This is a genomic window from Citrobacter sp. RHBSTW-01044 (assembly GCF_013781945.1).
In the GTDB taxonomy this organism is placed as follows: Bacteria; Pseudomonadota; Gammaproteobacteria; order Enterobacterales; family Enterobacteriaceae; genus Citrobacter; species Citrobacter braakii.
This window is the reverse complement of sequence record NZ_CP056180.1, coordinates 1,596,130-1,620,227: the sequence shown is the minus strand read 5'-3', so window position 1 is coordinate 1,620,227 and position 24,098 is coordinate 1,596,130. Positions and strand designations below refer to the sequence as shown.

The window sequence follows — 24,098 nt, the reverse complement described above, 5'->3', positions numbered from 1 at the left end:
AAAAGGGAAACATAATGAAAACAAAACTGATTACCTTACAAGACGCTGCAGGCTTCTTTCGTGACGGCATGACCATCATGGTCGGTGGTTTTATGGGCGTTGGCACACCACCTCGTCTGGTTGAAGCCCTGCTGGAATCCGGCGTCAGAGATCTGACACTGATTGCTAACGATACCGCCTTTGTCGATACCGGTATCGGCCCCCTGATCGTCAATGGGCGGGTGAGCAAAGTGATTGCCTCGCACATTGGTACAAACCCGGAAACCGGTCGTCGCATGATTGCCGGCGAGATGGATGTACAGCTGGTTCCGCAAGGTACCCTGATCGAGCAGATTCGTTGCGGCGGCGCGGGTCTTGGCGGCTTTCTGACCCCCACTGGCGTTGGCACCATCGTGGAAGAAGGCAAGCAAACCATGACGCTTGAGGGTAAAACCTGGCTGCTTGAACGCCCATTACGCGCCGATTTAGCGCTTATTCGCGCCCACCGCTCTGACATGCTTGGCAACCTCACCTACCAGCTCAGCGCCCGTAACTTTAACCCTCTGATTGCCCTCGCCGCTGATATCACGCTGGTCGAACCGGACGAAATGGTTGAAACAGGGGAGCTGCAGCCTGACCAGATTGTGACCCCCGCCGCCGTTATCGACCATATCGTCATTCCACAGGAGAGCTAATCATGGATGCTAAACAACGTATTGCGCGCCGGGTGGCGCAAGAACTTCGCGATGGCGATATCGTCAACTTAGGTATCGGCCTGCCAACGATGGTAGCTAACTACTTACCTGCTGATATTCACATTACGCTGCAATCTGAGAACGGTTTTCTGGGACTGGGCCCAGTCACCACCGCCCATCCTGACCTGGTGAACGCGGGCGGCCAACCGTGCGGTATTTTGCCGGGCGCGGCGATGTTTGATAGCGCCATGTCGTTCGCGTTGATTCGCGGCGGTCATGTTGATGCCTGTGTGCTTGGCGGGTTGCAGGTCGACGAGCAGGCAAACCTCGCCAACTGGGTGGTTCCCGGCAAGATGGTGCCCGGCATGGGTGGCGCAATGGATCTGGTGACCGGTGCGCGTAAAGTCATTATCGCCATGGAGCATTGCGCAAAAGACGGCTCCGCAAAAATCCTGCGTCAATGCACCATGCCGCTCACTGCACAGCATGCTGTGCATATGCTGGTCACCGAGCTGGCTGTATTCCGCTTTATAGATGGCAAGATGTGGCTGACTGAAATCATCGAAGGATGCGACATCGCCACGCTATGTGAAAAAACCGAAGCACAGTTTGAAATTGCCGACGATCTGCGCATCCTGCGAGGTGACGCATGATTGGCCGCATCGCTCGCTTTATGACACGGGTAGTCAGCCGCTGGCTGCCCGACCCACTGATTTTCGCCATGTTATTAACGTTGCTGACCTTTGGCATCGCGCTGTGGTTAACGCCGCAGACCCCCATCAGCATGGTGAAATTCTGGGGTGACGGTTTCTGGAACCTGCTGGCGTTTGGTATGCAGATGGCGCTGATCATCGTAACCGGCCATGCGTTAGCCAGTTCCGGGCCGGTGAAAAGCCTGCTGCGTACGGCGGCATCCGCCGCCAAAACCCCCGCTCAGGGCGTCATGCTGGTGACTTTTTTTGGTTCAGTTGCCTGCGTTATTAACTGGGGATTTGGTCTGGTGGTCGGGGCGATGTTCGCCCGCGAAGTTGCTCGTCGGGTACCGGGTTCCGATTATCCGTTACTGATTGCCTGCGCCTACATCGGGTTCCTGACCTGGGGCGGCGGCTTCTCCGGCTCAATGCCTTTGCTGGCGGCAACGCCTGGCAACCCGGTCGAGCACGTAGCGGGCCTCATTCCTGTCGCGGATACCCTGTTCACCGGCTTCAATATTTTCATCACGCTCGGCCTGATTGTGGTGATGCCGTTTATCACCCGGATGATGACGCCAAAACCTTCAGATGTGGTGAGCATCGATCCGAAACTGTTACTGGAAGAAGCTGATTTTCAAAAGAAACTGCCGCCAGATGCGCCGCCATCTGAAAAACTGGAAGAGAGCCGCATTCTGGCGCTGATCATCGGTGCATTAGGGATTGCCTATCTGGGTATCTATTTTGCCGAGAAAGGTTTCAACATCACCATCAATACCGTCAACCTGATGTTTATGATTGCCGGTCTGCTGCTGCACAAAACGCCGATGGCCTATATGCGTGCCGTTAGTGCTGCCGCACGGAGTACCGCCGGGATTCTGGTGCAATTCCCCTTCTATGCCGGCATTCAGTTGATGATGGAGCACTCCGGCCTCGGTGGGCTCATTACTGAATTTTTCATCAACGTTGCCAACAAAGATACCTTCCCACTGATGACTTTCTTCAGTTCAGCACTGATTAACTTTGCCGTGCCATCCGGCGGTGGCCATTGGGTTATTCAGGGACCGTTCGTCATGCCTGCCGCTCAGGCGCTGGGTGCCGATCTTGGCAAATCAGTCATGGCCATCGCCTACGGTGAGCAGTGGATGAACATGGCACAACCGTTCTGGGCGCTACCCGCGCTGGCCATCGCCGGTCTCGGAGTACGCGACATTATGGGCTACTGCATCACCGCCCTGCTCTTCTCCGGCGTCATTTTTGTTATTGGATTGACCTTGTTCTGACGGCAACAACTTAATTAAAGGAACTGAAAAATGAAAAACTGTGTCATCGTCAGCGCGGCACGTACCGCAATCGGCAGTTTTAACGGCGCACTGGCAACTACGGGTGCCGTCGAGCTTGGATCAATCGTCATTAGAGCCGCTCTTGAACGCGCGCACCTTGACCCACAGCGCGTGGACGAGGTGATTATGGGCAACGTGCTGCAGTCAGGACTCGGGCAAAACCCAGCGCGTCAGGCATTATTAAAAAGCGGCCTGTCCGACACCGTTTGCGGCTTTACAGTCAACAAAGTGTGCGGCTCTGGCCTGAAAAGCGTGGCGCTTGCCGCCCTCGCTATCAAGGCCGGACAAGCCCAGGCGATCGTCGCGGGAGGGATGGAAAACATGAGCCTTGCCCCCTACCTGTTAGATGCAAAAGCCCGCTGGGGCTATCGCCTCGGTGACGGGCAATTGTCCGACGTGATTCTGCGCGACGGCCTGATCTGCGCCGAGCATGGTTACCACATGGGGATCACTGCAGAAAATGTTGCCAAAGAGTATGGCATCAGCCGCGAAATGCAGGATGAACTGGCTCTGCAGTCACAGCGTAAAGCCGTTGCCGCAATCGAGTCTGGCGCATTTGAGGCTGAAATCGTGCCCGTCAGCGTGTCATCACGGAAGAAAACCATCATCGTTGAGCGTGACGAATTCCCCAAAGCTGACTCGACGGCAGAAGGCCTCGCCGCATTGCGTCCAGCCTTTGATAAAGCAGGAACCGTCACCGCAGGTAACGCCTCGGGGATCAACGACGGTGCAGCGGCATTAGTGGTAATGGAAGAGTCCGCAGCACTGGAGGCTGGGCTGAAGCCACTGGCGCGAATCAAATCTTGGGCCAGTGGCGGCGTAGCACCGGCTATGATGGGCATGGGGCCGGTTCCCGCCACGCTGAAGGCACTGCAACTGAGCGGCTTACAGCTTTCTGATATCGATCTGATCGAAGCTAACGAGGCATTTGCTGCTCAGTTTCTTGCCGTTGGTAAAACGCTGGGGTTTGATCCGCAAAAGGTTAACGTCAACGGTGGGGCAATTGCGCTGGGACACCCTATCGGCGCCAGCGGCGCGCGAATACTGGTGACGCTGCTGCATGCGCTACAGGCACGGGATCAAACGCTTGGACTGGCCACGCTGTGCATCGGCGGCGGTCAGGGCATTGCGATGATAGTGGAGCGAATGAATTAAAAAAAAGGGCCGGATATTTCCGGCCCTTTTTATCACGTCTTAATTACTCTTCAGCGTCGTCCGCTGCATCGTCATCGCTTTCCGCTTCAGGCGCGATATCCTCGTCCCCTTCAGCAGCGCTACCGTCGATGGAGTCGAGCTCTTCATCATCAACCGGTTCAGCAACGCGTTGCAGACCCACAACGTTTTCATCTTCCGCAGTACGGATGAGGATAACGCCCTGGGTGTTACGCCCTACCACGCTGATTTCCGACACGCGAGTACGCACCAGCGTACCTGCATCGGTGATCATCATGATCTGGTCGGTATCTTCAACCTGCACTGCGCCGACAACGGAACCGTTGCGCTCGGTGACTTTGATGGAGATAACGCCCTGGGTCGCACGAGACTTGGTCGGATACTCTTCCGCCGCCGTACGTTTACCGTAGCCGTTCTGGGTAACGGTGAGGATAGCACCTTCACCGCGCGGAACGATCAGCGATACCACGCTGTCGCTTTCCGCCAGTTTGATACCGCGTACGCCGGTCGCGGTACGTCCCATCGGACGAACAGCCCCTTCTTTGAAGCGCACCACTTTACCGGCAGCAGAGAACAGCATAACTTCGTCACTACCAGACGTCAGGTCAACGCCAATCAGCTCATCGCCTTCGTTCAGGTTAACCGCAATGATACCGGCTGAACGCGGACGGCTGAACTCGGTCAGCGCTGTTTTCTTCACGGTACCGCTGGCGGTTGCCATGAAGACGTTGACGCCTTCTTCGTACTCACGTACTGGCAGAATTGCGGTGATACGTTCGTTAGCTTCCAGTGGCAGCAGGTTGACGATAGGACGTCCACGCGCACCACGGCTTGCTTCCGGCAACTGATAAACCTTCATCCAGTACAAACGACCGCGGCTGGAGAAGCAGAGGATCGTGTCATGGGTGTTGGCCACCAGCAGGCGGTCGATAAAGTCTTCTTCTTTAATTCGTGCTGCAGATTTGCCTTTACCGCCACGACGCTGCGCTTCGTAATCGGTTAACGGCTGATATTTCACGTAGCCCTGATGAGACAAGGTCACGACAACATCTTCCTGGCTAATCAGATCTTCGATGTTGATGTCAGCGCTGTTCGCGGTGATTTCGGTCCGACGTGCGTCGCCGAACTGTTCACGAATCAGCTCCATCTCTTCACGGATGACTTCCATCAGACGATCGGCGCTACCCAGAATGTGCAGCAGTTCAGCGATCTGCTCCAGCAGCTCTTTGTATTCGTCGAGCAGTTTTTCGTGCTCAAGGCCGGTCAGTTTCTGCAAACGCAGATCCAGAATGGCCTGGGCCTGCTGTTCAGTCAGGTAGTACTGACCGTCACGCACGCCAAATTCCGGTTCCAGCCATTCAGGACGCGCGGCATCATCGCCGGCACGTTCCAGCATGGCAGAAACGTTACCCAGCTCCCACGAACGCGCGACCAGCGCTGCTTTCGCTTCTGCCGGGGTCGGCGCACGGCGGATCAGTTCGATGATCGGATCGATGTTCGCCAGCGCAATCGCCAGTGCTTCAAGGATGTGCGCACGGTCGCGGGCTTTACGCAGTTCAAAGATAGTACGGCGGGTTACGACTTCACGGCGGTGACGTACAAACGCAGCAATAATATCTTTCAGGTTCATGATTTTCGGCTGTCCATGGTGCAACGCAACCATGTTGATACCGAAAGAAACCTGCAGTTGGGTCTGGGAGTAGAGGTTGTTCAGAACCACTTCCCCGACTGCGTCGCGTTTCACTTCAATCACGATGCGCATACCGTCTTTGTCAGACTCGTCACGCAGCGCGCTGATACCTTCAACGCGTTTGTCTTTTACCAGCTCGGCGATTTTCTCGATCAGGCGCGCTTTGTTCACCTGATACGGAATTTCATGGACGATGATGGTTTCACGGCCAGTTTTGGCATCCGCTTCGACTTCCGCGCGTGCGCGAATGTACACTTTGCCACGGCCGGTACGGTAGGCTTCTTCAATACCACGACGACCGTTGATGATCGCGGCGGTCGGGAAGTCCGGACCCGGAATATGTTCCATCAGCCCTTCAATGCTGATGTCTTCATCGTCAATGTATGCCAGGCAGCCGTTGATCACTTCCGTCAGGTTGTGCGGCGGAATGTTGGTTGCCATACCTACCGCGATACCGGACGAGCCGTTCACCAGCAGGTTAGGAATTTTGGTTGGCATGACGTCAGGAATTTGTTCGGTGCCGTCGTAGTTATCGACGAAATCCACCGTTTCTTTTTCCAGGTCAGCCATCAGCTCATGGGCGATTTTCGACATACGGATTTCCGTATAACGCATCGCCGCTGCGGAGTCGCCATCGACAGAACCAAAGTTACCCTGACCATCTACCAGCATGTAACGCAAGGAGAATGGCTGCGCCATACGAACAATGGTGTCGTAAACGGCGGTATCACCATGAGGGTGGTATTTACCGATTACGTCACCAACGACACGGGCAGATTTTTTATAGGCTTTATTCCAGTCGTTGCCCAATACGTTCATGGCGTAAAGTACGCGACGGTGAACCGGCTTCAGGCCATCTCGGACGTCCGGCAGCGCACGGCCAACAATGACCGACATCGCATAATCCAGATAGGAGCTCTTCAGCTCTTCCTCAATGTTGACCGGTGTAATTTCTCTCGCAAGGTCGCTCATCTAACCGCTATCCCTCTACTGTATCCCGGATTCAAAGGTCGCAAATTATAACACATCCGTGCAGATTCAGGTAAATGGATTCCCCCTGACAGAGGCTTTATTCATCCCGTCAGGCTGATATACTCATTTGCATCGCAAATTTAGGAGTAGAAGCCCCAATGAATGCCGAAAAACCTCCGGTAACTCACAACGTTGATCAGGAAGAAATTGCCAAGTTTGAAGCAGTCGCGTCACGCTGGTGGGATCTTGAGGGTGAATTTAAGCCACTGCACCGTATTAACCCACTTCGCCTGGGCTATATCACGGAGCGCTCAGGCGGCCTGTTTGGTAAAAAGGTACTCGACGTCGGCTGCGGCGGCGGCATTCTGGCGGAAAGCATGGCGCGCGAGGGCGCAACCGTCACCGGGCTGGACATGGGCTTTGAACCGTTACAGGTAGCAAAACTGCATGCGCTGGAGAGTGGCATCCAGGTGGAATACGTTCAAGAAACGGTTGAAGAACATGCGGAAAAACATGCGCATCAGTATGACGTTGTGACCTGCATGGAAATGCTGGAGCACGTACCGGACCCGCAATCGGTGGTCAGGGCCTGCGCCAGACTGGTCAAACCGGGCGGCGAAGTGTTTTTCTCCACGCTTAATCGCAACGGCAAATCCTGGCTAATGGCGGTGGTCGGCGCGGAATATATTTTGCGTATGGTGCCGAAAGGTACGCATGATGTGAAAAAATTCATTAAGCCGGCTGAACTGTTAGAGTGGGTTGACCAGACCGTGCTGAAAGAGCGTCATATGACCGGCCTGCACTACAACCCGATCACCAACAGTTTTAAACTCGGCCCCGGCGTTGATGTGAACTATATGCTACACACTACCGCGCAAGCAGATTAACCTCCTCCACCCGGCCGGATAAGGCGTGCAACGCCGCAATCCGGCACCGTACCTGATAGTGCGCAGCTTTCGGGCCTGCGCATCGCCTACCAATCCTGAGTAGGATCGTCAGGGCAATTTTTGCGCCAGGTCATAAGAACTTACCTTGCCTTAGATGAAGAAATCAGCACTCGATCAAATTTTCTATTTTTTTTCTCAATTATTGACATCCTCGCCAGGCCTTATAAGACGCGCACTTAGCGATTATTACCCTTTTGCAACCTCAATTTAACCTCAAAATCAACTCTTGTACTGAAAAGAATCCCTACTAGAATACTCACCATATAGCGTCTACTTTATCAAACAACCCCTACATATAGTATTTATCCACAGACTTAGTCACAACATGACTTTGTGGATAATATGGGGGATATTTTTTCTTTCACGGACAGGTAAAAAACCACATGAATCAGAGTCTGCTGGTGACAAAGCGTGATGGTAGTACAGAGCGCATCAATCTCGACAAAATCCACCGAGTTCTGGATTGGGCGGCAGAAGGACTGAATAACGTATCGATTTCTCAGGTCGAGTTGCGCTCCCACATTCAGTTTTATGACGGTATCAAGACATCCGATATCCATGAAACAATCATCAAAGCTGCCGCCGACCTGATCTCGCGCGAGGCACCGGATTATCAGTACCTGGCTGCTCGCCTGGCAATTTTCCATCTGCGCAAAAAAGCCTACGGCGAGTTTGAACCGCCGAAACTGTTCGACCATGTCGTGAAAATGGTTGAAATGGGCAAATACGACAATCATCTGCTGGAAGACTACACGGAAGAAGAGTTCAAGCAGATGGACTCGTTCATCGTACACGACCGCGATATGACCTTCTCCTACGCTGCGGTGAAGCAGTTAGAAGGTAAATACCTGGTACAAAACCGTGTTACCGGTGAGATTTATGAAAGCGCGCAGTTCCTCTACATTCTGGTAGCGGCGTGCCTGTTCTCTAACTATCCGCGTGAAACGCGTCTGCAATACGTAAAACGTTTCTACGACGCCGTTTCTACGTTTAAAATTTCGCTGCCGACGCCGATTATGTCCGGCGTGCGCACCCCTACCCGTCAGTTCAGCTCCTGTGTACTGATCGAGTGCGGCGACAGCCTGGACTCCATCAACGCCACCTCCAGCGCGATTGTGAAATACGTTTCCCAGCGCGCCGGCATCGGTATCAACGCCGGTCGCATCCGTGCGCTGGGTAGCCCGATCCGCGGCGGTGAAGCGTTCCACACCGGTTGTATTCCGTTCTACAAGCACTTCCAGACCGCGGTAAAATCCTGCTCCCAGGGCGGCGTACGCGGCGGTGCTGCAACGCTGTTCTACCCGATGTGGCACCTGGAAGTTGAAAGCCTGCTGGTCCTGAAAAACAACCGTGGCGTCGAAGGCAACCGCGTGCGTCACATGGACTACGGCGTACAGATCAACAAACTGATGTACACCCGTCTGCTGAAGGGCGGCGACATCACGCTGTTCAGCCCGTCCGACGTCCCGGGCCTGTATGATGCGTTCTTCGCTGACCAGGACGAATTCGAACGTCTGTACACCAAATATGAAAACGACGACAGTATCCGCAAGCAACGCGTGAAAGCCGTTGAGCTGTTTTCACTGATGATGCAGGAACGTGCCTCTACCGGGCGTATCTATATTCAGAACGTTGACCACTGCAACACTCATAGCCCGTTTGATCCAATTGTCGCTCCGGTGCGCCAGTCTAACCTGTGCCTGGAAATCGCCCTGCCGACCAAACCGCTGACCGACGTTAACGACGAAAACGGCGAAATTGCGCTGTGTACGCTGTCCGCATTTAACCTCGGTGCTATCAACAGCCTGGACGAGCTGGAAGAGCTGGCCGAATTGGCGGTGCGCGCGCTGGATGCGCTGCTCGATTATCAGGATTATCCGATTCCTGCCGCCAAACGCGGCGCGATGGGTCGCCGTACGCTGGGTATTGGCGTGATCAACTACGCCTACTGGCTGGCGAAAAACGGTAAGCGTTATTCTGACGGCAGCGCGAACAACCTGACTCACAAAACCTTTGAAGCCATTCAGTATTACCTGATGAAAGCCTCTAACGAGCTGGCGAAAGAGCAAGGCGCGTGCCCGTGGTTTAACGAAACGACTTACTCCAAAGGTATTCTGCCGATCGATACCTATAAAAAAGATCTCGATGCTATTGTCAACGAGCCGCTGCATCTGGACTGGGAACAACTGCGCGAATCCATCAAAACGCACGGTCTGCGTAACTCCACGCTGTCAGCCCTGATGCCATCGGAGACCTCTTCGCAGATCTCTAACGCCACCAACGGTATTGAACCACCGCGCGGCTATGTGAGCATCAAAGCGTCGAAAGACGGTATTCTGCGCCAGGTCGTGCCGGACTACGAACACCTGCACGACGCGTACGAACTGCTGTGGGAAATGCCGAACAACGATGGCTATCTGCAACTGGTAGGTATCATGCAGAAATTTATCGATCAGTCGATTTCCGCCAACACCAACTATGATCCGTCGCGCTTCCCATCCGGAAAAGTACCGATGCAGCAGTTACTGAAAGACCTGCTCACCGCCTACAAATTTGGTGTCAAAACGCTGTATTATCAAAACACCCGTGACGGTGCGGAAGATTCTCAGGACGATCTGGTGCCGTCCATTCAGGACGATGGCTGCGAAAGCGGCGCATGTAAGATCTGATGAACGATGCCGGGTGGCACCAGGCTCACCCGGCCTACAGTAGCTTGGTTTGTAGGCCGGAAAGGGTGCTTGTAACGCCATCCGGCACTCATCCCACACAGGATTCACATCAATGGCATACACCACTTTTTCACAGACGAAAAATAACCAACTTCTGGAACCGATGTTCTTCGGCCAGCCGGTGAACGTCGCCCGCTACGATCAGCAAAAATATGACATCTTCGAAAAACTGATCGAAAAGCAGCTCTCTTTCTTCTGGCGTCCGGAAGAAGTTGATGTTTCTCGCGATCGCATCGACTTCCAGGCGCTGCCGGAACATGAAAAGCATATCTTCATCAGCAACCTGAAATATCAGACGCTGCTGGACTCCATTCAGGGACGTAGCCCGAACGTGGCGCTGCTGCCGTTAATCTCGATCCCTGAGCTGGAAACCTGGGTGGAAACATGGGCGTTTTCAGAAACGATCCACTCCCGTTCCTACACCCACATCATTCGTAACATCGTGAACGATCCGGCGGTGGTGTTTGATGACATCGTCACCAACGAGCAGATCCAGAAACGCGCGGAAGGCATTTCCAGCTATTACGACGAATTGATTGAGATGACCAGCTACTGGCATTTGCTGGGCGAAGGCACGCATACCGTTAACGGTAAAACGGTTGTCGTAAGCCTGCGTGAACTGAAGAAGAAGCTGTATCTGTGCCTGATGAGCGTGAACGCGCTGGAAGCGATCCGCTTCTACGTCAGCTTCGCCTGCTCCTTCGCCTTCGCCGAACGCGAACTGATGGAAGGCAACGCGAAAATTATTCGCCTGATCGCCCGCGATGAAGCCCTGCATTTGACCGGGACCCAGCATATGCTGAATCTGCTGCGCAGCGGCGTGGACGATCCGGAAATGGCGGAAATCGCCGAAGAGTGTAAACAAGAATGCTACGACCTGTTCGTACAGGCCGCGCTGCAGGAAAAAGAGTGGGCGGATTATCTGTTCCGTGACGGCTCAATGATTGGCCTGAACAAAGACATTCTGTGCCAGTACGTTGAGTACATCACCAACATCCGTATGCAGGCTGTCGGACTCGACTTGCCGTTCCAGACCCGCTCTAACCCAATCCCATGGATCAACACCTGGCTGGTGTCTGATAACGTGCAGGTTGCGCCGCAGGAAGTGGAAGTCAGCTCTTACCTGGTCGGCCAGATCGATTCGGAAGTCGATACCGACGACCTGAGTAACTTCCAGCTCTGATGGGCCGCGTTACTCTGCGCATCTCTGGCACACAACTGCTGTGCCAGGATGAACACCCTTCCCTGCTTGCCGCGCTCGAATCGCACAATGTTGAAGTTGAATACCAGTGCCGCGCAGGTTATTGCGGCTCCTGCCGTACCCGTCTGGTAGCGGGACAGGTCGACTGGATTGCCGAACCTCTGGCCTTCATTCAGCCAGGTGAAATTTTGCCCTGCTGCTGTCGGGCAAAAGGCGATATTGAAATAGAGCTGTAACGCGTGGCGGGATAAAAATTACGACTAAAAAAGAGCCGCCGATGGACGGCAGCTCTTTATTTCTCCTGGAGGCAGGTATGGCCACGTTGACGGCAGACGGCCTTATCTAGCCGTTAATAACATTTGATCCAACCAGGCCTGTGACCGGAGGTGCATCACAGACCTTGTGCCATTACTCTTTATTCAGGAATGTCACTGCTTTGTCGGGGAAGTCGGTGAACAGCCCGTCAACGCCCGCCTTGTTATACAGAATGTCATACAGCTGGTTTACATCAGTGGTGTAATCCGGCAGTTGATCGGCACGAACGGTATAAGGATGCACCACCATCTTATTCTGATGCGCGTCCTGTACCATACCCGTTAACGAGATATTGCCTTTCTTCGACTTCTCATCAATCAGCATGTGATAGTCCGGCCCAATGCCGTCCGCATACTGCGCAACCTGCTTCATGGCACCCGGTTTAAACATCCAGTCGTAGTTGTAATTAACCCAACTACCGTCCGGCTTTTTCTCCTGAGTTTCATTCCAGTCAGTGTACGCAATCAACTGTACCAGATTGAGATCCATCCCCATCTTCGGTTCCAGTTCATTCTTAATGCGCTTTAACTCTGCGACATCAAAACACTGTAGATAAACCTTGTCGTTCTTGTCGGTGTACCCGTACTTTTTCAGCACTTCCAGCGTCTTAGCCGCAATGTCCTTCCCTTCCTGATGATGGAACCACGGCGCTTTCATTTCCGGGTAAATGCCAATGTTTTTACCGGTTGAATGATTTAATCCCTGAACGAACTCAATCTCTTCTTCGAAAGTGTGCACACGGAAATCAGATTTACCCATCGGGAAACGCCCTGGGTAGGTCTGGACCTTTTTGCCATTTTCGATATCAAAGCCTTCGGTAAATTTCAGCGATTTAATCTCATCCAGCGTAAAGTCGATAGCGTAGTAGCGCCCATCTTTACGCGCACGATCCGGGAAACGCTCGGCAACATCGGTGACGCGGTCAAGGTAGTGGTCATGCAGGACAACCAGATGGTCGTCCTTGGTCATCACCAAATCCTGTTCCAGGTAATCAGCCCCCTGAGCATAAGCCATCGCTTTTGCTGGCAGCGTATGCTCCGGTAGATAACCGCTGGCGCCACGGTGCGCAATCACGATTTTTTCTGCGGCAACCGCCGCGCTGCTCACCACAATACCTGTCAGCATTAGCGCCACGCTGAGACTTTTCAATGTGGTTTTCATCTATTAGCCCCCGTTACGCTTCAGTGCGATCTCTTCGTGATGGCGTTTTTCGCCAATCATGACGACCACCAGCAGAATAACCGCCAGCACGCTACCGCCAATCATCACCATAAAGCCGCCGTCCCAACCGAAGAAGTCAACGGTATAGCCAACAATGGCGCTCGCCGCTACGGAACCGCCGAGATAACCGAACAGACCGGTAAAGCCAGCCGCCGTACCCGCCGCTTTTTTCGGTGCCAGTTCCAGCGCATGCAGACCAATCAACATTACCGGACCGTAGATCAGGAAGCCGATGATGATCATACAAGCCATATCCACGTTCGGGTTGCCTGCCGGGTTCATCCAGTAGACGATAGTCGCGATAGTCACCAGCGTCATAAAGAACACGCCGGTCGCACCACGGTTGCCACGGAAGACTTTATCCGACATCCAGCCGCACAGCAGCGTGCCCGGAATACCCGCATATTCATACAGGAAGTAGGCCCAGGATGATTTATCCAGCGCGAAATGTTTCACTTCTTTCAGATAGGTCGGGGACCAGTCCAGGATGCCGTAGCGCAGCAGATAAACAAACACGTTGGCGATAGCGATGTACCACAACAGTTTGTTCGGCAGTACGTATTGCATGAAGATCTGCTTCGCAGTCAGCTCTTCTTCCGCTTTCTCGTTGTAATCGTCCGGATAGTCGTTCTTGTACTCTTCGATAGGCGGCAGGCCACAAGACTGCGGCGTATCACGCATCAGAGCAAAAGCAAACAGCGCGACGACGATCGCACCGAAAGCAGGCATGTACAGCGCCGCTTTCCAGTCATTGAACCAGGCCATACCCAGCAGGAACAACAGAGGAGGCAGACCACCGCCCACGTTGTGCGCACAGTTCCAGACGGAGACAATGCCCCCACGCTCTTTCTGCGACCACCAGTGCACCATGGTACGACCACACGGCGGCCAACCCATTCCCTGGAACCATCCGCAGAGGAACAGCAGCACAAACATAACCGCAATGCTCGAAGTCGCCCACGGCACAAAGCCCATGAACAACATGACAGCGGCGGCCAGAATCAGACCCGCTGGCAGGAAAACGCGCGGATTCGAGCGATCCGAAACGGACCCCATGATGAATTTCGAAAATCCGTAAGCAATGGAGATACCGGATAACGCAAAACCCAGATCGCCACGCGAGAAACCTTGCTCAACCAGATACGGCATCGCAAGGGCAAAGTTCTTACGTACCAGATAGTACGCGGCATAGCCAAAGAAAATCCCCAGAAAGATCTGCCAACGTAATCGACGATATGTCGGGTCGATCTCCGCTGCAGGCAAACGCGCCGTGTGTGACGCTGGTTTAAAAATGCTCAACATAGTGTAGCCTCCGTGGCCGTCTTTCATTCGAAGTAAACACTGCAGTTCGTCATTACTACCCTACCGCTCCCAGTGTGGCCGCGATGTTAAGGAAAGATACATAACAAAAATGTGAAACGCTGCACATATTGTTACAGATTTATGACAAATGTTCATAAAGGCGCACGAAATCACGTTTCATTTTCGAATAATGAGCGATTATGCGCGAAATCAAACAATCCATGTTTTTTATGTGGCTAAATGATAAAAAACGAACTGTGAGGAAAAACAATGAAAATTCGCGACTCGCAAACAAGTGACGTGATTATCATTGGTGGAGGAGCAACAGGTGCAGGGATCGCACGCGATTGTGCGCTGCGCGGGTTGCGCGTCATCTTAGTGGAACGCCACGATATCGCCACAGGGGCGACCGGACGTAACCACGGTCTGCTGCACAGCGGTGCACGCTACGCCGTCACCGACGCTGAATCTGCCCGGGAGTGCATCAGCGAAAACCAAATTCTCAAACGTATCGCCCGTCATTGCGTTGAGCCGACAAACGGTCTGTTTATTACCCTGCCGGAAGATGAACTCTCCTTCCAGGCAACCTTTATTCGCGCCTGTGAAGAGGCTGGTATTCGCGCAGAAGCAATTGACCCTAAGCAGGCGCGCATTATCGAACCTTCCGTCAACCCACAGCTGATTGGCGCGGTAAAAGTGCCGGACGGCACGGTTGATCCTTTCCGCTTAACCGCCGCCAACATGCTGGATGCGCGTGAGCATGGCGCAGTAATCTTAACGGCGCATGAAGTGACGGGACTGATTCGTGAAGGGGCAACGGTTTGCGGCGTGAACGTACGCAATCATCTGACGGGTGAGATGCAGTCTCTGCATGCGCCGGTAGTCGTCAACGCCGCCGGGATCTGGGGCCAGCGCATTGCGGAATATGCCGACCTGAGCATCCGTATGTTCCCGGCCAAAGGTTCGCTGCTGATTATGGATCACCGCATTAACCAGCATGTCATCAACCGCTGTCGTAAGCCGTCTGACGCCGATATCCTGGTGCCCGGTGATACCATTTCGCTGATTGGCACCACCTCACAGCACATCGATTACGATGATATCGACAGCAACCGCGTCACCGCAGAAGAGGTCGATATACTGCTGCGTGAAGGCGAAAAACTGGCGCCGATTATGGCGAAAACGCGCATTTTACGCGCCTACTCCGGCGTGCGTCCTCTGGTAGCCAGCGACGACGATCCAAGTGGCCGTAACGTCAGTCGTGGGATTGTACTGTTCGATCACGCCCAGCGTGACGGACTGGACGGGTTTATCACCATTACCGGCGGCAAATTGATGACCTACCGCCTGATGGCAGAGTGGGCCACCGATGCCGTTTGCCGTAAGCTGGGCAATACCCAACCTTGCACAACGGCAGACACGGCGCTGCCTGGCTCACAAGAATCGACCGAGCATACGCTCAAACGCGTGATCTCGTTGCCCGCGCCACTGCGCGGCTCAGCGGTCTACCGTCACGGCGATCGCACCCCTGCGTGGCTTAGCGAAGGTCGTCAGCACCGCAGCCTGGTCTGTGAATGCGAAGCGGTCACTGCAGGTGAAGTGCAGTACGCCGTCGAGAATTTGACCGTCAACAGCCTGCTGGATTTGCGTCGCCGTACCCGTGTTGGAATGGGGACCTGCCAGGGCGAATTGTGTGCCTGCCGCGCCGCAGGTTTGCTGCAGCGTTTTAATGTCACCACCGCCGCGCAATCTATCACCCAGCTTTCCGATTTTCTCAATGAACGCTGGAAAGGCGTGCAGCCTATCGCCTGGGGAGATGCGCTGCGCGAAAGCGAATTCACACGCTGGGTCTATCAGGGATTGTGCGGTCTGGAAAAGGAGCACCAGGATGAAATTTGATACCGTCATTATCGGCGGCGGCCTGGCCGGACTACTGTGCGGCCTGCAACTGCAAAAAAGCGGTTTACGCTGCACGATTGTCACTCGCGGCCAAAGCGCCCTGCATTTCTCCTCCGGCTCACTGGATTTGCTCAGCAACTTACCCGATGGCCAACCGGTGACGGATATAGAAGCAGGCCTGAATGCGCTGCGCACTCAGGCACCCGCGCACCCGTACAGCACCATCGGAACGCACAACGTCCTGGAGCTGGCCCAGCAGGCGCAAAATCTGCTGGAAGAATGCGGAACGCATTTGCAAGGCAAGGTACATCAGTCACATCAACGCATCACCCCGCTGGGAACGCTACGCTCAACCTGGTTAAGTTCCCCGGAAGTTCCGGTCTGGCCGCTGTCCGCGCAGCGTATCTGCGTTGTAGGTATTAGCGGTTTACTGGATTTTCAGGCACATCTCGCCGCGGCGTCACTGCGTCAACGCAATCTCAGCGTCGAGACGGCAGAAATCGATCTGCCTGAGCTGGATGTCCTGCGTGATAACCCGACCGAGTTTCGCGCCGTCAATATTGCGCGCCTGCTGGATAACGAAGATAAATGGTCGCTGCTCTATGACGCTTTACTGCCAATAGCAAAAACCTGCGACATGATAATTATGCCGGCCTGCTTCGGTCTGGCGGATGAACAGCTCTGGCAATGGCTTAACGAGCGTCTCCCCTGCTCGCTGACGCTGTTACCGACCCTACCGCCTTCGGTACTGGGTATGCGTTTGCATAACAAATTGCAGCGCCAGTTTGTGCGCCAGGGCGGCGTCTGGATGCCGGGTGATGAAGTGAAGAAAATCACCTGTCAGGATGGCGTAGTCAGCGAAATCTGGACCCGTAATCATGCCGATATTCCTTTGCGGCCACGTTTCGCCGTGCTCGCCAGCGGCAGCTTCTTCAGCAGCGGGCTGGTCGCCACGCGTGAGGCCATCTACGAACCTATCCTGGGGCTAGATGTACAGCAAACCGCCACGCGCGCCGAGTGGTATGAGCGTGACGTCTTCGACCCACAACCGTGGCAGCAGTTTGGTGTTACGACCGATGCCGGGCTGCGCCCGTCGCTGGCGGGACAAACGATAGAGAACATGTATGCCATCGGTTCCGTTCTCGGCGGATTCGACCCTATCGCCCAGGGTTGCGGAGGCGGCGTGTGCGCTGTTAGCGCCTTACACGCCGCACATCATATTGCGAAACGTGCAGGAGGCCAGCAATGAGCGACACACGTTTTGAAAGTTGTATCAAATGCACGGTGTGCACCACGGCCTGCCCGGTAAGTCGCGTCAATCCGAACTACCCTGGTCCTAAACAGGCCGGACCGGACGGTGAGCGTCTGCGCCTGAAAGATGGCGCGTTATATGACGATGCGCTGAAATACTGCATCAACTGTAAGCGTTGCGAAGTAGCCTGTCCGTCAGATGTGAAGATTGGCGATATCATCCAACGCGCGCGCGCCAAATACGACACTACGCGTCCGTCGCTGCGTAACTTCGTCTTAAGCCATACTGATTTGATGGGTAGCGTATCCACACCATTCGCCCCGATAGTGAATACCGCCACCTCACTCAAACCGGTGCGTCAGCTGCTGGATTACGCGCTAAAAATCGACCATCGCCGTACGCTGCCGAAGTACTCTTTCGGTACCTTCCGCCGCTGGTATCGCAGCGTTGCCGCTCAGCAAGCGCAATATCAGGATCAGGTTGCCTTTTTCCACGGCTGTTTTGTGAATTACAACCATCCGCAACTCGGCAAAGATCTGATCAAAGTGTTGAATGCGATGGGAACCGGGGTGCAACTGCTGAGCAAAGAGAAATGCTGCGGCGTACCGCTGATTGCCAACGGTTTTACCGATAAAGCGCGTAAGCAGGCGGTGAGCAACGTGGCCTCGCTCAGAGAAGCAATTGACGGCAAAGGCATTCCGGTGATCGCCACCTCATCAACCTGCACCTTTGCGCTGCGTGATGAATATCCGGAAGTGCTGGACGTCGACAACTCAGGTCTACGCGAACACATTGAACTGGCAACCCGCTGGCTGTGGCGCAAGCTGGATGAAGGCAAAACGCTGCCGCTGAAAACGCTGCCGCTGAAAGTGGTCTACCACACGCCATGCCACATGGAGAAAATGGGCTGGACGCTCTACACGCTGGAACTGCTACGACAAATTCCAGGGCTGGAGTTAACGGTGCTGGACTCGCAATGCTGCGGGATTGCCGGGACATACGGCTTTAAAAAGGAAAACTACCCGACATCGCAGTCCATTGGCGCACCGCTGTTCCGCCAGATTGAAGACAGCGGCGCTGATATCGTCGTCACCGACTGCGAAACCTGTAAATGGCAGATTGAGATGTCGACAAGCAAACGCTGCGAACACCCCATCACCCTGCTTGCCAAAGCGTTAGGTTAATTCTGTTGCCCGGTGGCATTTGCTACCGGGCATTTTGCGAATGCCGTTGTACATAACTGAATACGTTGCAACCGGACGTATTTACCTCTGACTCCTCCACGCAAAAAATCAATTCCTCAAATGCACCCCGCTTCATTTGTAGGTATCGTCACACCATCTTCTCCCTCTGGTGACGGACTACCATGGCTAAATCAGCAACATCAACACCGTACGATGCGGTTTTTAAAAGATGGTTTCTTATCCTGAGAATAATTATGTGAAGCACACAAAACCAATACTGACAGGCTGTAACCAGATTGCTGCGGCAATCGTCAAATATATTAGCCTTCAGGTTAATTTTGAATGGTTATGAATTAGCCTATGAGCTAACATTTATTTGGAGTGGGCAGCCATATGTTTAGCGTTGTTTATCACCCTGAGGCCAGGGCAGAAGCAACTGCATTACCCGTAAAAATTCGGGTTAAGTTTGACCGGCTCATTGGTAAGCTGGAACATAACGCCCAGTTGTTGCGGGAGCCGGATACGAAACCTCTTGGCGATGGACTTTTTGAGATCCGCACGATGGGTACTGATATAGCCAGAGGTATCTGGCTATACCATAAAGGCAACACTATCATCATGCTCCGCGTTTTCATCAAGAAATCACAGAAAACGTCAGCAAAAGAAATCGAACTCGCCAAAAATCGGTTAGCGGAGGTGCTTAATGAAACTGGTAAGCCATAAAGAACTGCATAACGAATGGATGCAGAATGATGAGTTTCGTGCTGCATGGCGGGAAGAAGAACGTAAAGAGATGCTTAGAGAACTGCTTGCAGAATGGCGGAGGCATAACAACCTGACAAAAGCTCAGGTTGCCGAACGTATGGGGGTGACGCCTCCGGTTATTTCCCGCCTTGAAAATAACATTACCAAAGCCAGTATTGAGACATTGACTCGCTACGCCTACGCCTGCGGCATCAAAAAACCAGTCATCGCCCTGTATTGATTAACCCGTTACTCCGGAGCCGGTCTGTTGGAGAAAATCATCTCCGTGCATATTTCGTGGTAAGAATATTATGTGAGTTAATCAAAATCAGACGGCGCACGGGAACTCAAGCTTCATCTGTCAACTTCATATCAGTTTCCGCTGGTGGATATCACGATGGTATCTGACGACGTGACAGAACATCACCATTAGGAGCTATTTCAGGCCCGATGGCGCTACACCATCGGGCCCGATATTAATAACTGCTTTTCAACTTTTGCGTACTCTGGTCTGGCTTAAACATTGCCAGCCTGCGATCCAGCGCTTCGGTATAAAGCATGGTATCCACGCCTACCGCGACAAAATTTGCTCCCCATTGCAGACATTTCTGCGCCATTGCTGGGTCAACAGCGAGGAAACCGGCTGCTTTTCCGGCTGCGCGGATACGGCGAATGCTTTGCTCAATGATCCGCTGCACTTCCGGGTGTCCGGCATTATCCGGGTAGCCTAACGACGCAGAAAGATCCGCCGGACCAATAAAGACACCGTCAATACCGTCAACGTCCAGAATGGCATCCAGATTATCCAGTGCCGCTTTGCTTTCGACCTGTACCAGCAGGCAGAGTGATTCATTAGCCTGGGCCATATAATTGTCGATACGCCCCCAGCGCGCCGCCCGTGCCACGCTGGCGCCGACACCACGCTCGCCGAGCGGTGGATAACGAGTCGCGGAAACCACCTGAAGCGCCTGCTCTGCGCTATCGACCATCGGGACAAGCAGCGTCTGCGCGCCAATATCCAGCACCTGCTTGATCAACGCTTTACTGCCTTCCACCGGGCGAACCACAGGCTGGCTGGCATAAGGCGCAATCGCCTGCAACTGATGGTAAAGATCCTGCACCGTGTTCGGCGCGTGTTCTCCATCAATCAGCAGCCAGTCATAGCCCGACGTCGCGGCAATCTCCGCCATGTAAGAGGTGGTCGAACTAAGCCACAGGCCGACCTGGACTTCCCCTTTGCGTAATCCTTCTTTGAAGGGATTTGATAACAATGCGTTCATAACGATCCTTACAACGTAGATAAGATTAATGATGCGCAGCGCCTGCTTGTGAAACTGAACGGTTCACACTCAGCGTAAAGATGATTAGCGAGCCAATAATCGCGACGCCCGCGAGGACCAGCAGGCCCGCCGCATCGCTGGCAAACACCGTTTCGGCTTTGACGCGCAGAATGGGAGCAATAAAGCCGCCGACGGCACCAAACAGGTTGACGAAGCCGATCCCCGCCGCCAGAGCAGTCCCGGAAAGAAGTTGCGTTGGCATCGTCCAGAACACTGGCTGTACCGCAATGAAACCGACCGCCGCGACGCAGAGCGCCACAATCGCCAGTACCGGTGAAACCAGCCCGGAAAGGCCAATGCCGATTCCTGCCGCCAGCAGCGTCAGCGCGGCAACATTACGCCGGTCGCCAGTGCGATCGGAGTAGCGGGGAATAAGCCAGGTACCAAACAGCGCCGCCACCCACGGTATTGCCGCCACGACCGAAGCCGTAAAGCCCACTTTTGTCCCTAACAACGCAGCAACCTGAGTTGGCAGGAAGAAGATCAGGCCATACACCGCCACCTGGATCGTCAGATAGATAATCGCCAGTTGCCAGACACGGCCATTACGCAGCGCATCCGACAGGCGTGAAGTAACCTTTTTTTCCTCTTCACTTGTCAACTGGCTAATGAGCACAGCCTTTTCCTCCGCGCTCAGGAAACGCGCCTGCTGCGGGGTATCATCCAGCCAGAAGAAGGTGAAAATGCCCGCGCCTACCGCCAGTAAACCTTCGATAACGAACATCCAGAACCACCCTGGATGCCCCATAAACCCGTGCATCTCCAACAGCGCACCGGAAAGCGGCGATCCCAGGGTTAACGCCAGCGGCGCCCCCATGTAGAACAGCCCCATGATGCTGGCGCGGTTACGCTGGGGGAACCACTGGGACGTCAGGTAGATCATACCGGGGAAGAAGCCCGCCTCTGCCGCCCCCAGCAGAGTACGGATAATCAGAAATTTCGATTCAGTATCCGCCCATGCCATCGCCGCAGAGAGGAATCCCCACAGCAACGTGGTGGTACCAATCCAGGTTCTGGCACCAAATTTACGCATCAACAGGTTGGCAGGAACCCCCAGAAAGGCATAAACCACAAAGAAAATCCCCGCGCCCAACGCATAAGCTTCGTTGCTCAGACCGGTATCAATCTGATAGGTCTCTTTGGCAAAACCGATGTTCGAGCGGTCAAGAAACGCCAGCACATACAGCGCCAGCATAAAGGGAATCAAACGGGCGCGGTTTTTCTTCACCACACCATCAAGTAACGTGGTACTCATAGCAAGATCCTCAAAAAAATGAGGGCGTTGCCGTGGCATTGGCAACGCACTGGTCATTAGTGGCTATAAGGGCGCTTCAGATTGCAGTCGCGGTTAAGCTCGACGCCAAATCCTGGTTTGTCGAGCACCGACTTATGAATGCGGCCATTGACGGGTACCGGTTCGTCCAGAAGGATCGGATCAAACTGTGGACGCATCGTTGAACAATCCGGGCTGGTCATCAAAAACTCGCTGAACGGGGTATTGGTGAACGTGATCACCGCATGGTGCGAGTAAACCGAGGAACCATGTGGCACCACCAGCTGTCCGCGCGATTTAGCAATAGCGGCAATTTCCACCAGCGTGGTTAACCCACCGCACCAGCCCACATCCGGCTGCATGATATCGATGCCGGTTTCTGAGAGCGTGCGGAAGGACTGCAGCGTCCCGTGGTGTTCACCGCTGGTAACCATCATCCCCGCCGGGGCGTTACGTTTCAGCTCGCGATAACCTTCATACTGCTGCGGCGGCAGACACTCTTCGATCCACTTCAGATTAGACGGTGCGCAGGCATGGGCCAGTTTGGTGGCATAGTTCACGTCCTGACTCATCCAGCAATCGAGCATCAACCAGAAATCCGGACCGCATTTCTCACGCATGTCGGCTACCATTGCCGCATCTTTGCGGATCCCTGCATCCCCGTCGTGCGGCCCCCAGTGGGTCGGCATTTTGCCGCCAATAAAGCCCATTTCTTTCGCCAGATCAGGGCGCGCTCCGGTCGCGTAGAATTGAATTTCGTCGCGTACCGCGCCACCCAATAGTTTGTAGACCGGTAAACCCACCACCTTGCCAAACAGATCCCACAGCGCCAGATCCACGCACGAGATGGTGTTCATCACCAGACCGCCGGAGCCGGAGTAGTACATCGTTGCGCCCAGCATCTGATCGTGAATGAGTTTGATATCACTGACGCATTTCCCTTCAATAAAACGATTGAGATGCTTTTCCACAATAAAGCACCCCATCTCCCCTGCTGTGGAAACAGCAAAACCGGTCTGTCCGTTTTCAGCTTCCACTTCAACAATCAGTGTTCCTAATACGTTGATGCCAAAGGACTGGCGCGATTGCTCATATTCACGATATTTGCTCATTGGCGTGGCGATATGATCGTCAATCCAGTGGTTAGCCCCCTGATCGTGATAGTCGCCGCCGCCAGCGCCTTTATCCGCCGTAGCGCCACCGGTAAACCAGGCACGAACATGTTTAATTTTAGGTAGGGTCATGGTGTTCTCCTTTTTATGAAGCGAGTGAGTCGAAGGGACTTTTCCATCCCAACAGGCGTGAAATATCTCTGGCGCAGGCAATCGCTTTACCGGCCAGATAATCACGGTTCTCTTCGTTAATTTGCAGACGAGTGCCGACGACTGAAATCGCGGCGGTCAGTTCATTGTTAGCGTTAAAAACAGGCGCTGCGACGCAGCGAACATCGGGATAATCTTCGCCATTATCAAAGCTCCATCCACGCTGTCGAATACGCTCCAGCTCGTCATTCAACTGCTGTGGCCTGGTGATAGTGGTCGGCGTTGCCTGTTCCCATATCAGCTGTTCAATAATGGCTTTTCGTGCGGCTGCCGGTTGCCAGGCCAGCAGGCATTTGCCGATACCCGAGCGATAGAGCGAAAGACTTTTCCCTTCGTGGGAGCGCACGCTGATAGTGGATGACGATTCCACTTTCAGAATGTAATACGCGCTTTCGTGGTCGATGATCCCGAGATGGCAAAGTAACCCTGTCTCATCCATCAGCTGTGTCAGCCGGGGACGCGCCAGTTCACGTAAATCCATCTTGCTCAGCGCATGCCCGGACAGCTCAACCAGCTTGGTCCACAGGCAGTAATTTTCCTGATGATCAATGCTAATAAAGCGCTGACGCTTCAGTTCGTTAAGTAACAGGTACGCGGTGCTTTTTGGAATACCCAGCGCCTCTATGATGGTGGCGGCGCTACATGGGCCGATACGCGCAATGAGATTGAGTATTTCGATCGCCCTGGTGAGCGCGGGAACTTTGCTTGATTCCAACATACTGGACTCCAGTCTGAGATACTGGAATCAGTGTGGTAGGTTAAGGGGGTTAAAATTGTGAAGCGCATCAAATCCTCTCGTTCTTCCAGCTGGCTGGAGAAAAAACGAGC

At 53.9% G+C, this 24,098-nt stretch carries 20 protein-coding genes; 13 read left to right on the top strand and 7 right to left on the bottom strand.

The features are described from left to right. Window positions 1-14 precede the first annotated feature (14 nt). The 4 genes from atoD to HV352_RS07815 are packed head-to-tail and all read left to right on the top strand — an operon-like array spanning window position 15 to window position 3,861. Window positions 15-674 carry an acetate CoA-transferase subunit alpha gene (atoD, locus tag HV352_RS07830; RefSeq protein ID WP_016153792.1) on the top strand — a complete coding sequence of 220 codons (660 nt, stop codon included), beginning with the start codon at window positions 15-17 and terminating at the stop codon, window positions 672-674. Window positions 675-676: 2 nt separating this feature from the next. Continuing rightward, window positions 677-1,327, top strand: coding sequence for a 3-oxoacid CoA-transferase subunit B (locus HV352_RS07825; protein ID WP_016153793.1), 651 nt, complete (start codon window positions 677-679; stop codon window positions 1,325-1,327). Continuing rightward, window positions 1,324-2,646 (top strand): TIGR00366 family protein, encoded by a 1,323-nt coding sequence (locus HV352_RS07820; protein WP_016153794.1) that lies wholly within the window; start codon window positions 1,324-1,326, stop codon window positions 2,644-2,646. Before HV352_RS07825 ends, HV352_RS07820 begins: the two co-directional genes overlap by 4 nt. A gap of 30 nt (window positions 2,647-2,676) precedes the next feature. Then, window positions 2,677-3,861, top strand: a complete 1,185-nt coding sequence (locus HV352_RS07815; protein ID WP_181635319.1) for an acetyl-CoA C-acetyltransferase — start codon at window positions 2,677-2,679, stop codon at window positions 3,859-3,861. 43 nt (window positions 3,862-3,904) lie between these two features. Here the strand turns inward: HV352_RS07815 and gyrA are convergent, their stop codons facing one another. Continuing rightward, window positions 3,905-6,541: a DNA topoisomerase (ATP-hydrolyzing) subunit A gene (gene gyrA, locus HV352_RS07810; protein WP_016153796.1), complete on the bottom strand. Its 2,637-nt coding sequence runs from the start codon at window positions 6,539-6,541 to the stop codon at window positions 3,905-3,907. Window positions 6,542-6,699: 158 nt separating this feature from the next. Here gyrA and ubiG point away from each other — a divergent pair, with 158 nt between their 5' ends. From ubiG to yfaE, 4 genes are all read left to right on the top strand, one after another. After that, window positions 6,700-7,428 (top strand): bifunctional 2-polyprenyl-6-hydroxyphenol methylase/3-demethylubiquinol 3-O-methyltransferase UbiG, encoded by a 729-nt coding sequence (gene ubiG / locus HV352_RS07805; protein WP_016157023.1) that lies wholly within the window; start codon window positions 6,700-6,702, stop codon window positions 7,426-7,428. Window positions 7,429-7,871: 443 nt separating this feature from the next. After that, window positions 7,872-10,157, top strand: coding sequence for a class 1a ribonucleoside-diphosphate reductase subunit alpha (nrdA, locus tag HV352_RS07800; RefSeq protein WP_016153798.1), 2,286 nt, complete (start codon window positions 7,872-7,874; stop codon window positions 10,155-10,157). Between the two features lie 112 nt (window positions 10,158-10,269). After that, window positions 10,270-11,400 (top strand): class Ia ribonucleoside-diphosphate reductase subunit beta, encoded by a 1,131-nt coding sequence (gene nrdB, locus HV352_RS07795; protein ID WP_016153799.1) that lies wholly within the window; start codon window positions 10,270-10,272, stop codon window positions 11,398-11,400. Beyond that, window positions 11,400-11,654: a ferredoxin-like diferric-tyrosyl radical cofactor maintenance protein YfaE gene (gene yfaE / locus HV352_RS07790; RefSeq protein WP_016153800.1), complete on the top strand. Its 255-nt coding sequence runs from the start codon at window positions 11,400-11,402 to the stop codon at window positions 11,652-11,654. Before nrdB ends, yfaE begins: the two co-directional genes overlap by 1 nt. 172 nt (window positions 11,655-11,826) lie before the next feature. Here the strand turns inward: yfaE and glpQ are convergent, their stop codons facing one another. Both glpQ and glpT read right to left on the bottom strand, forming a co-directional pair. Then, window positions 11,827-12,894: a glycerophosphodiester phosphodiesterase gene (gene glpQ / locus HV352_RS07785; RefSeq protein ID WP_016157024.1), complete on the bottom strand. Its 1,068-nt coding sequence runs from the start codon at window positions 12,892-12,894 to the stop codon at window positions 11,827-11,829. 3 nt (window positions 12,895-12,897) lie between these two features. Then, entirely contained in the window at window positions 12,898-14,256 is a 1,359-nt protein-coding gene (glpT, locus tag HV352_RS07780) for a glycerol-3-phosphate transporter (RefSeq protein WP_016153802.1), read from the bottom strand. Between the two features lie 270 nt (window positions 14,257-14,526). Between glpT and glpA the strand changes: the two genes are divergently transcribed. The 5 genes from glpA (at window position 14,527) to HV352_RS07755 (ending at window position 19,576) form a co-directional block, all read left to right on the top strand. Continuing rightward, on the top strand, window positions 14,527-16,155 hold the full coding sequence (gene glpA / locus HV352_RS07775; RefSeq protein WP_181635318.1) for an anaerobic glycerol-3-phosphate dehydrogenase subunit A: 1,629 nt from the start codon (window positions 14,527-14,529) through the stop codon (window positions 16,153-16,155). Beyond that, the gene (glpB, locus tag HV352_RS07770) at window positions 16,145-17,404 is read left to right on the top strand and encodes a glycerol-3-phosphate dehydrogenase subunit GlpB (RefSeq protein ID WP_181635317.1); all 1,260 of its coding nucleotides are present in this window, start codon (window positions 16,145-16,147) and stop codon (window positions 17,402-17,404) included. Before glpA ends, glpB begins: the two co-directional genes overlap by 11 nt. After that, on the top strand, window positions 17,401-18,591 hold the full coding sequence (gene glpC / locus HV352_RS07765; protein WP_016153805.1) for an anaerobic glycerol-3-phosphate dehydrogenase subunit GlpC: 1,191 nt from the start codon (window positions 17,401-17,403) through the stop codon (window positions 18,589-18,591). The genes glpB and glpC overlap by 4 nt, the downstream gene beginning before the upstream one ends. Before the next feature lie 393 nt (window positions 18,592-18,984). After that, window positions 18,985-19,314 (top strand): type II toxin-antitoxin system RelE/ParE family toxin, encoded by a 330-nt coding sequence (locus tag HV352_RS07760; RefSeq protein WP_019077271.1) that lies wholly within the window; start codon window positions 18,985-18,987, stop codon window positions 19,312-19,314. After that, window positions 19,295-19,576, top strand: coding sequence for a helix-turn-helix transcriptional regulator (locus HV352_RS07755; protein WP_019077272.1), 282 nt, complete (start codon window positions 19,295-19,297; stop codon window positions 19,574-19,576). The genes HV352_RS07760 and HV352_RS07755 overlap by 20 nt, the downstream gene beginning before the upstream one ends. Window positions 19,577-19,811: 235 nt before the next feature. Here the strand turns inward: HV352_RS07755 and yfaU are convergent, their stop codons facing one another. From yfaU to HV352_RS07735, 4 genes are read right to left on the bottom strand one after another with little or no spacing between them, the layout of a single operon-like run. Then, window positions 19,812-20,615 (bottom strand): 2-keto-3-deoxy-L-rhamnonate aldolase, encoded by an 804-nt coding sequence (gene yfaU, locus HV352_RS07750; protein ID WP_049268981.1) that lies wholly within the window; start codon window positions 20,613-20,615, stop codon window positions 19,812-19,814. 25 nt (window positions 20,616-20,640) lie between these two features. Further along, a complete protein-coding gene (locus HV352_RS07745; RefSeq protein WP_016153808.1) occupies window positions 20,641-21,930 on the bottom strand; it encodes an MFS transporter in 1,290 nt (429 codons plus the stop codon). Window positions 21,931-21,986: 56 nt separating this feature from the next. Beyond that, window positions 21,987-23,192: an L-rhamnonate dehydratase gene (rhmD, locus tag HV352_RS07740; RefSeq protein ID WP_016153809.1), complete on the bottom strand. Its 1,206-nt coding sequence runs from the start codon at window positions 23,190-23,192 to the stop codon at window positions 21,987-21,989. Between the two features lie 13 nt (window positions 23,193-23,205). Continuing rightward, on the bottom strand, window positions 23,206-23,988 hold the full coding sequence (locus HV352_RS07735; RefSeq protein ID WP_016153810.1) for an IclR family transcriptional regulator: 783 nt from the start codon (window positions 23,986-23,988) through the stop codon (window positions 23,206-23,208). Between the last annotated feature and the right edge of the window lie 110 nt (window positions 23,989-24,098).

Coding starts and splice junctions, on each gene's coding strand:
- nrdA (WP_016153798.1), top strand. CDS start 7,872: ATGAATCAGAGTCTGCTGGTGACAAAGCGTGATGGTAGTACAGAGCGC.
- HV352_RS07815 (WP_181635319.1), top strand. CDS start 2,677: ATGAAAAACTGTGTCATCGTCAGCGCGGCACGTACCGCAATCGGCAGT.
- yfaU (WP_049268981.1), bottom strand. CDS start 20,615: ATGAACGCATTGTTATCAAATCCCTTCAAAGAAGGATTACGCAAAGGG.
- glpQ (WP_016157024.1), bottom strand. CDS start 12,894: ATGAAAACCACATTGAAAAGTCTCAGCGTGGCGCTAATGCTGACAGGT.
- atoD (WP_016153792.1), top strand. CDS start 15: ATGAAAACAAAACTGATTACCTTACAAGACGCTGCAGGCTTCTTTCGT.
- HV352_RS07825 (WP_016153793.1), top strand. CDS start 677: ATGGATGCTAAACAACGTATTGCGCGCCGGGTGGCGCAAGAACTTCGC.
- gyrA (WP_016153796.1), bottom strand. CDS start 6,541: ATGAGCGACCTTGCGAGAGAAATTACACCGGTCAACATTGAGGAAGAG.
- glpA (WP_181635318.1), top strand. CDS start 14,527: ATGAAAATTCGCGACTCGCAAACAAGTGACGTGATTATCATTGGTGGA.
- nrdB (WP_016153799.1), top strand. CDS start 10,270: ATGGCATACACCACTTTTTCACAGACGAAAAATAACCAACTTCTGGAA.
- rhmD (WP_016153809.1), bottom strand. CDS start 23,192: ATGACCCTACCTAAAATTAAACATGTTCGTGCCTGGTTTACCGGTGGC.
- HV352_RS07735 (WP_016153810.1), bottom strand. CDS start 23,988: ATGTTGGAATCAAGCAAAGTTCCCGCGCTCACCAGGGCGATCGAAATA.
- glpT (WP_016153802.1), bottom strand. CDS start 14,256: ATGTTGAGCATTTTTAAACCAGCGTCACACACGGCGCGTTTGCCTGCA.
- HV352_RS07755 (WP_019077272.1), top strand. CDS start 19,295: ATGAAACTGGTAAGCCATAAAGAACTGCATAACGAATGGATGCAGAAT.
- ubiG (WP_016157023.1), top strand. CDS start 6,700: ATGAATGCCGAAAAACCTCCGGTAACTCACAACGTTGATCAGGAAGAA.
- glpB (WP_181635317.1), top strand. CDS start 16,145: ATGAAATTTGATACCGTCATTATCGGCGGCGGCCTGGCCGGACTACTG.
- glpC (WP_016153805.1), top strand. CDS start 17,401: ATGAGCGACACACGTTTTGAAAGTTGTATCAAATGCACGGTGTGCACC.
- yfaE (WP_016153800.1), top strand. CDS start 11,400: ATGGGCCGCGTTACTCTGCGCATCTCTGGCACACAACTGCTGTGCCAG.
- HV352_RS07745 (WP_016153808.1), bottom strand. CDS start 21,930: ATGAGTACCACGTTACTTGATGGTGTGGTGAAGAAAAACCGCGCCCGT.
- HV352_RS07760 (WP_019077271.1), top strand. CDS start 18,985: ATGTTTAGCGTTGTTTATCACCCTGAGGCCAGGGCAGAAGCAACTGCA.
- HV352_RS07820 (WP_016153794.1), top strand. CDS start 1,324: ATGATTGGCCGCATCGCTCGCTTTATGACACGGGTAGTCAGCCGCTGG.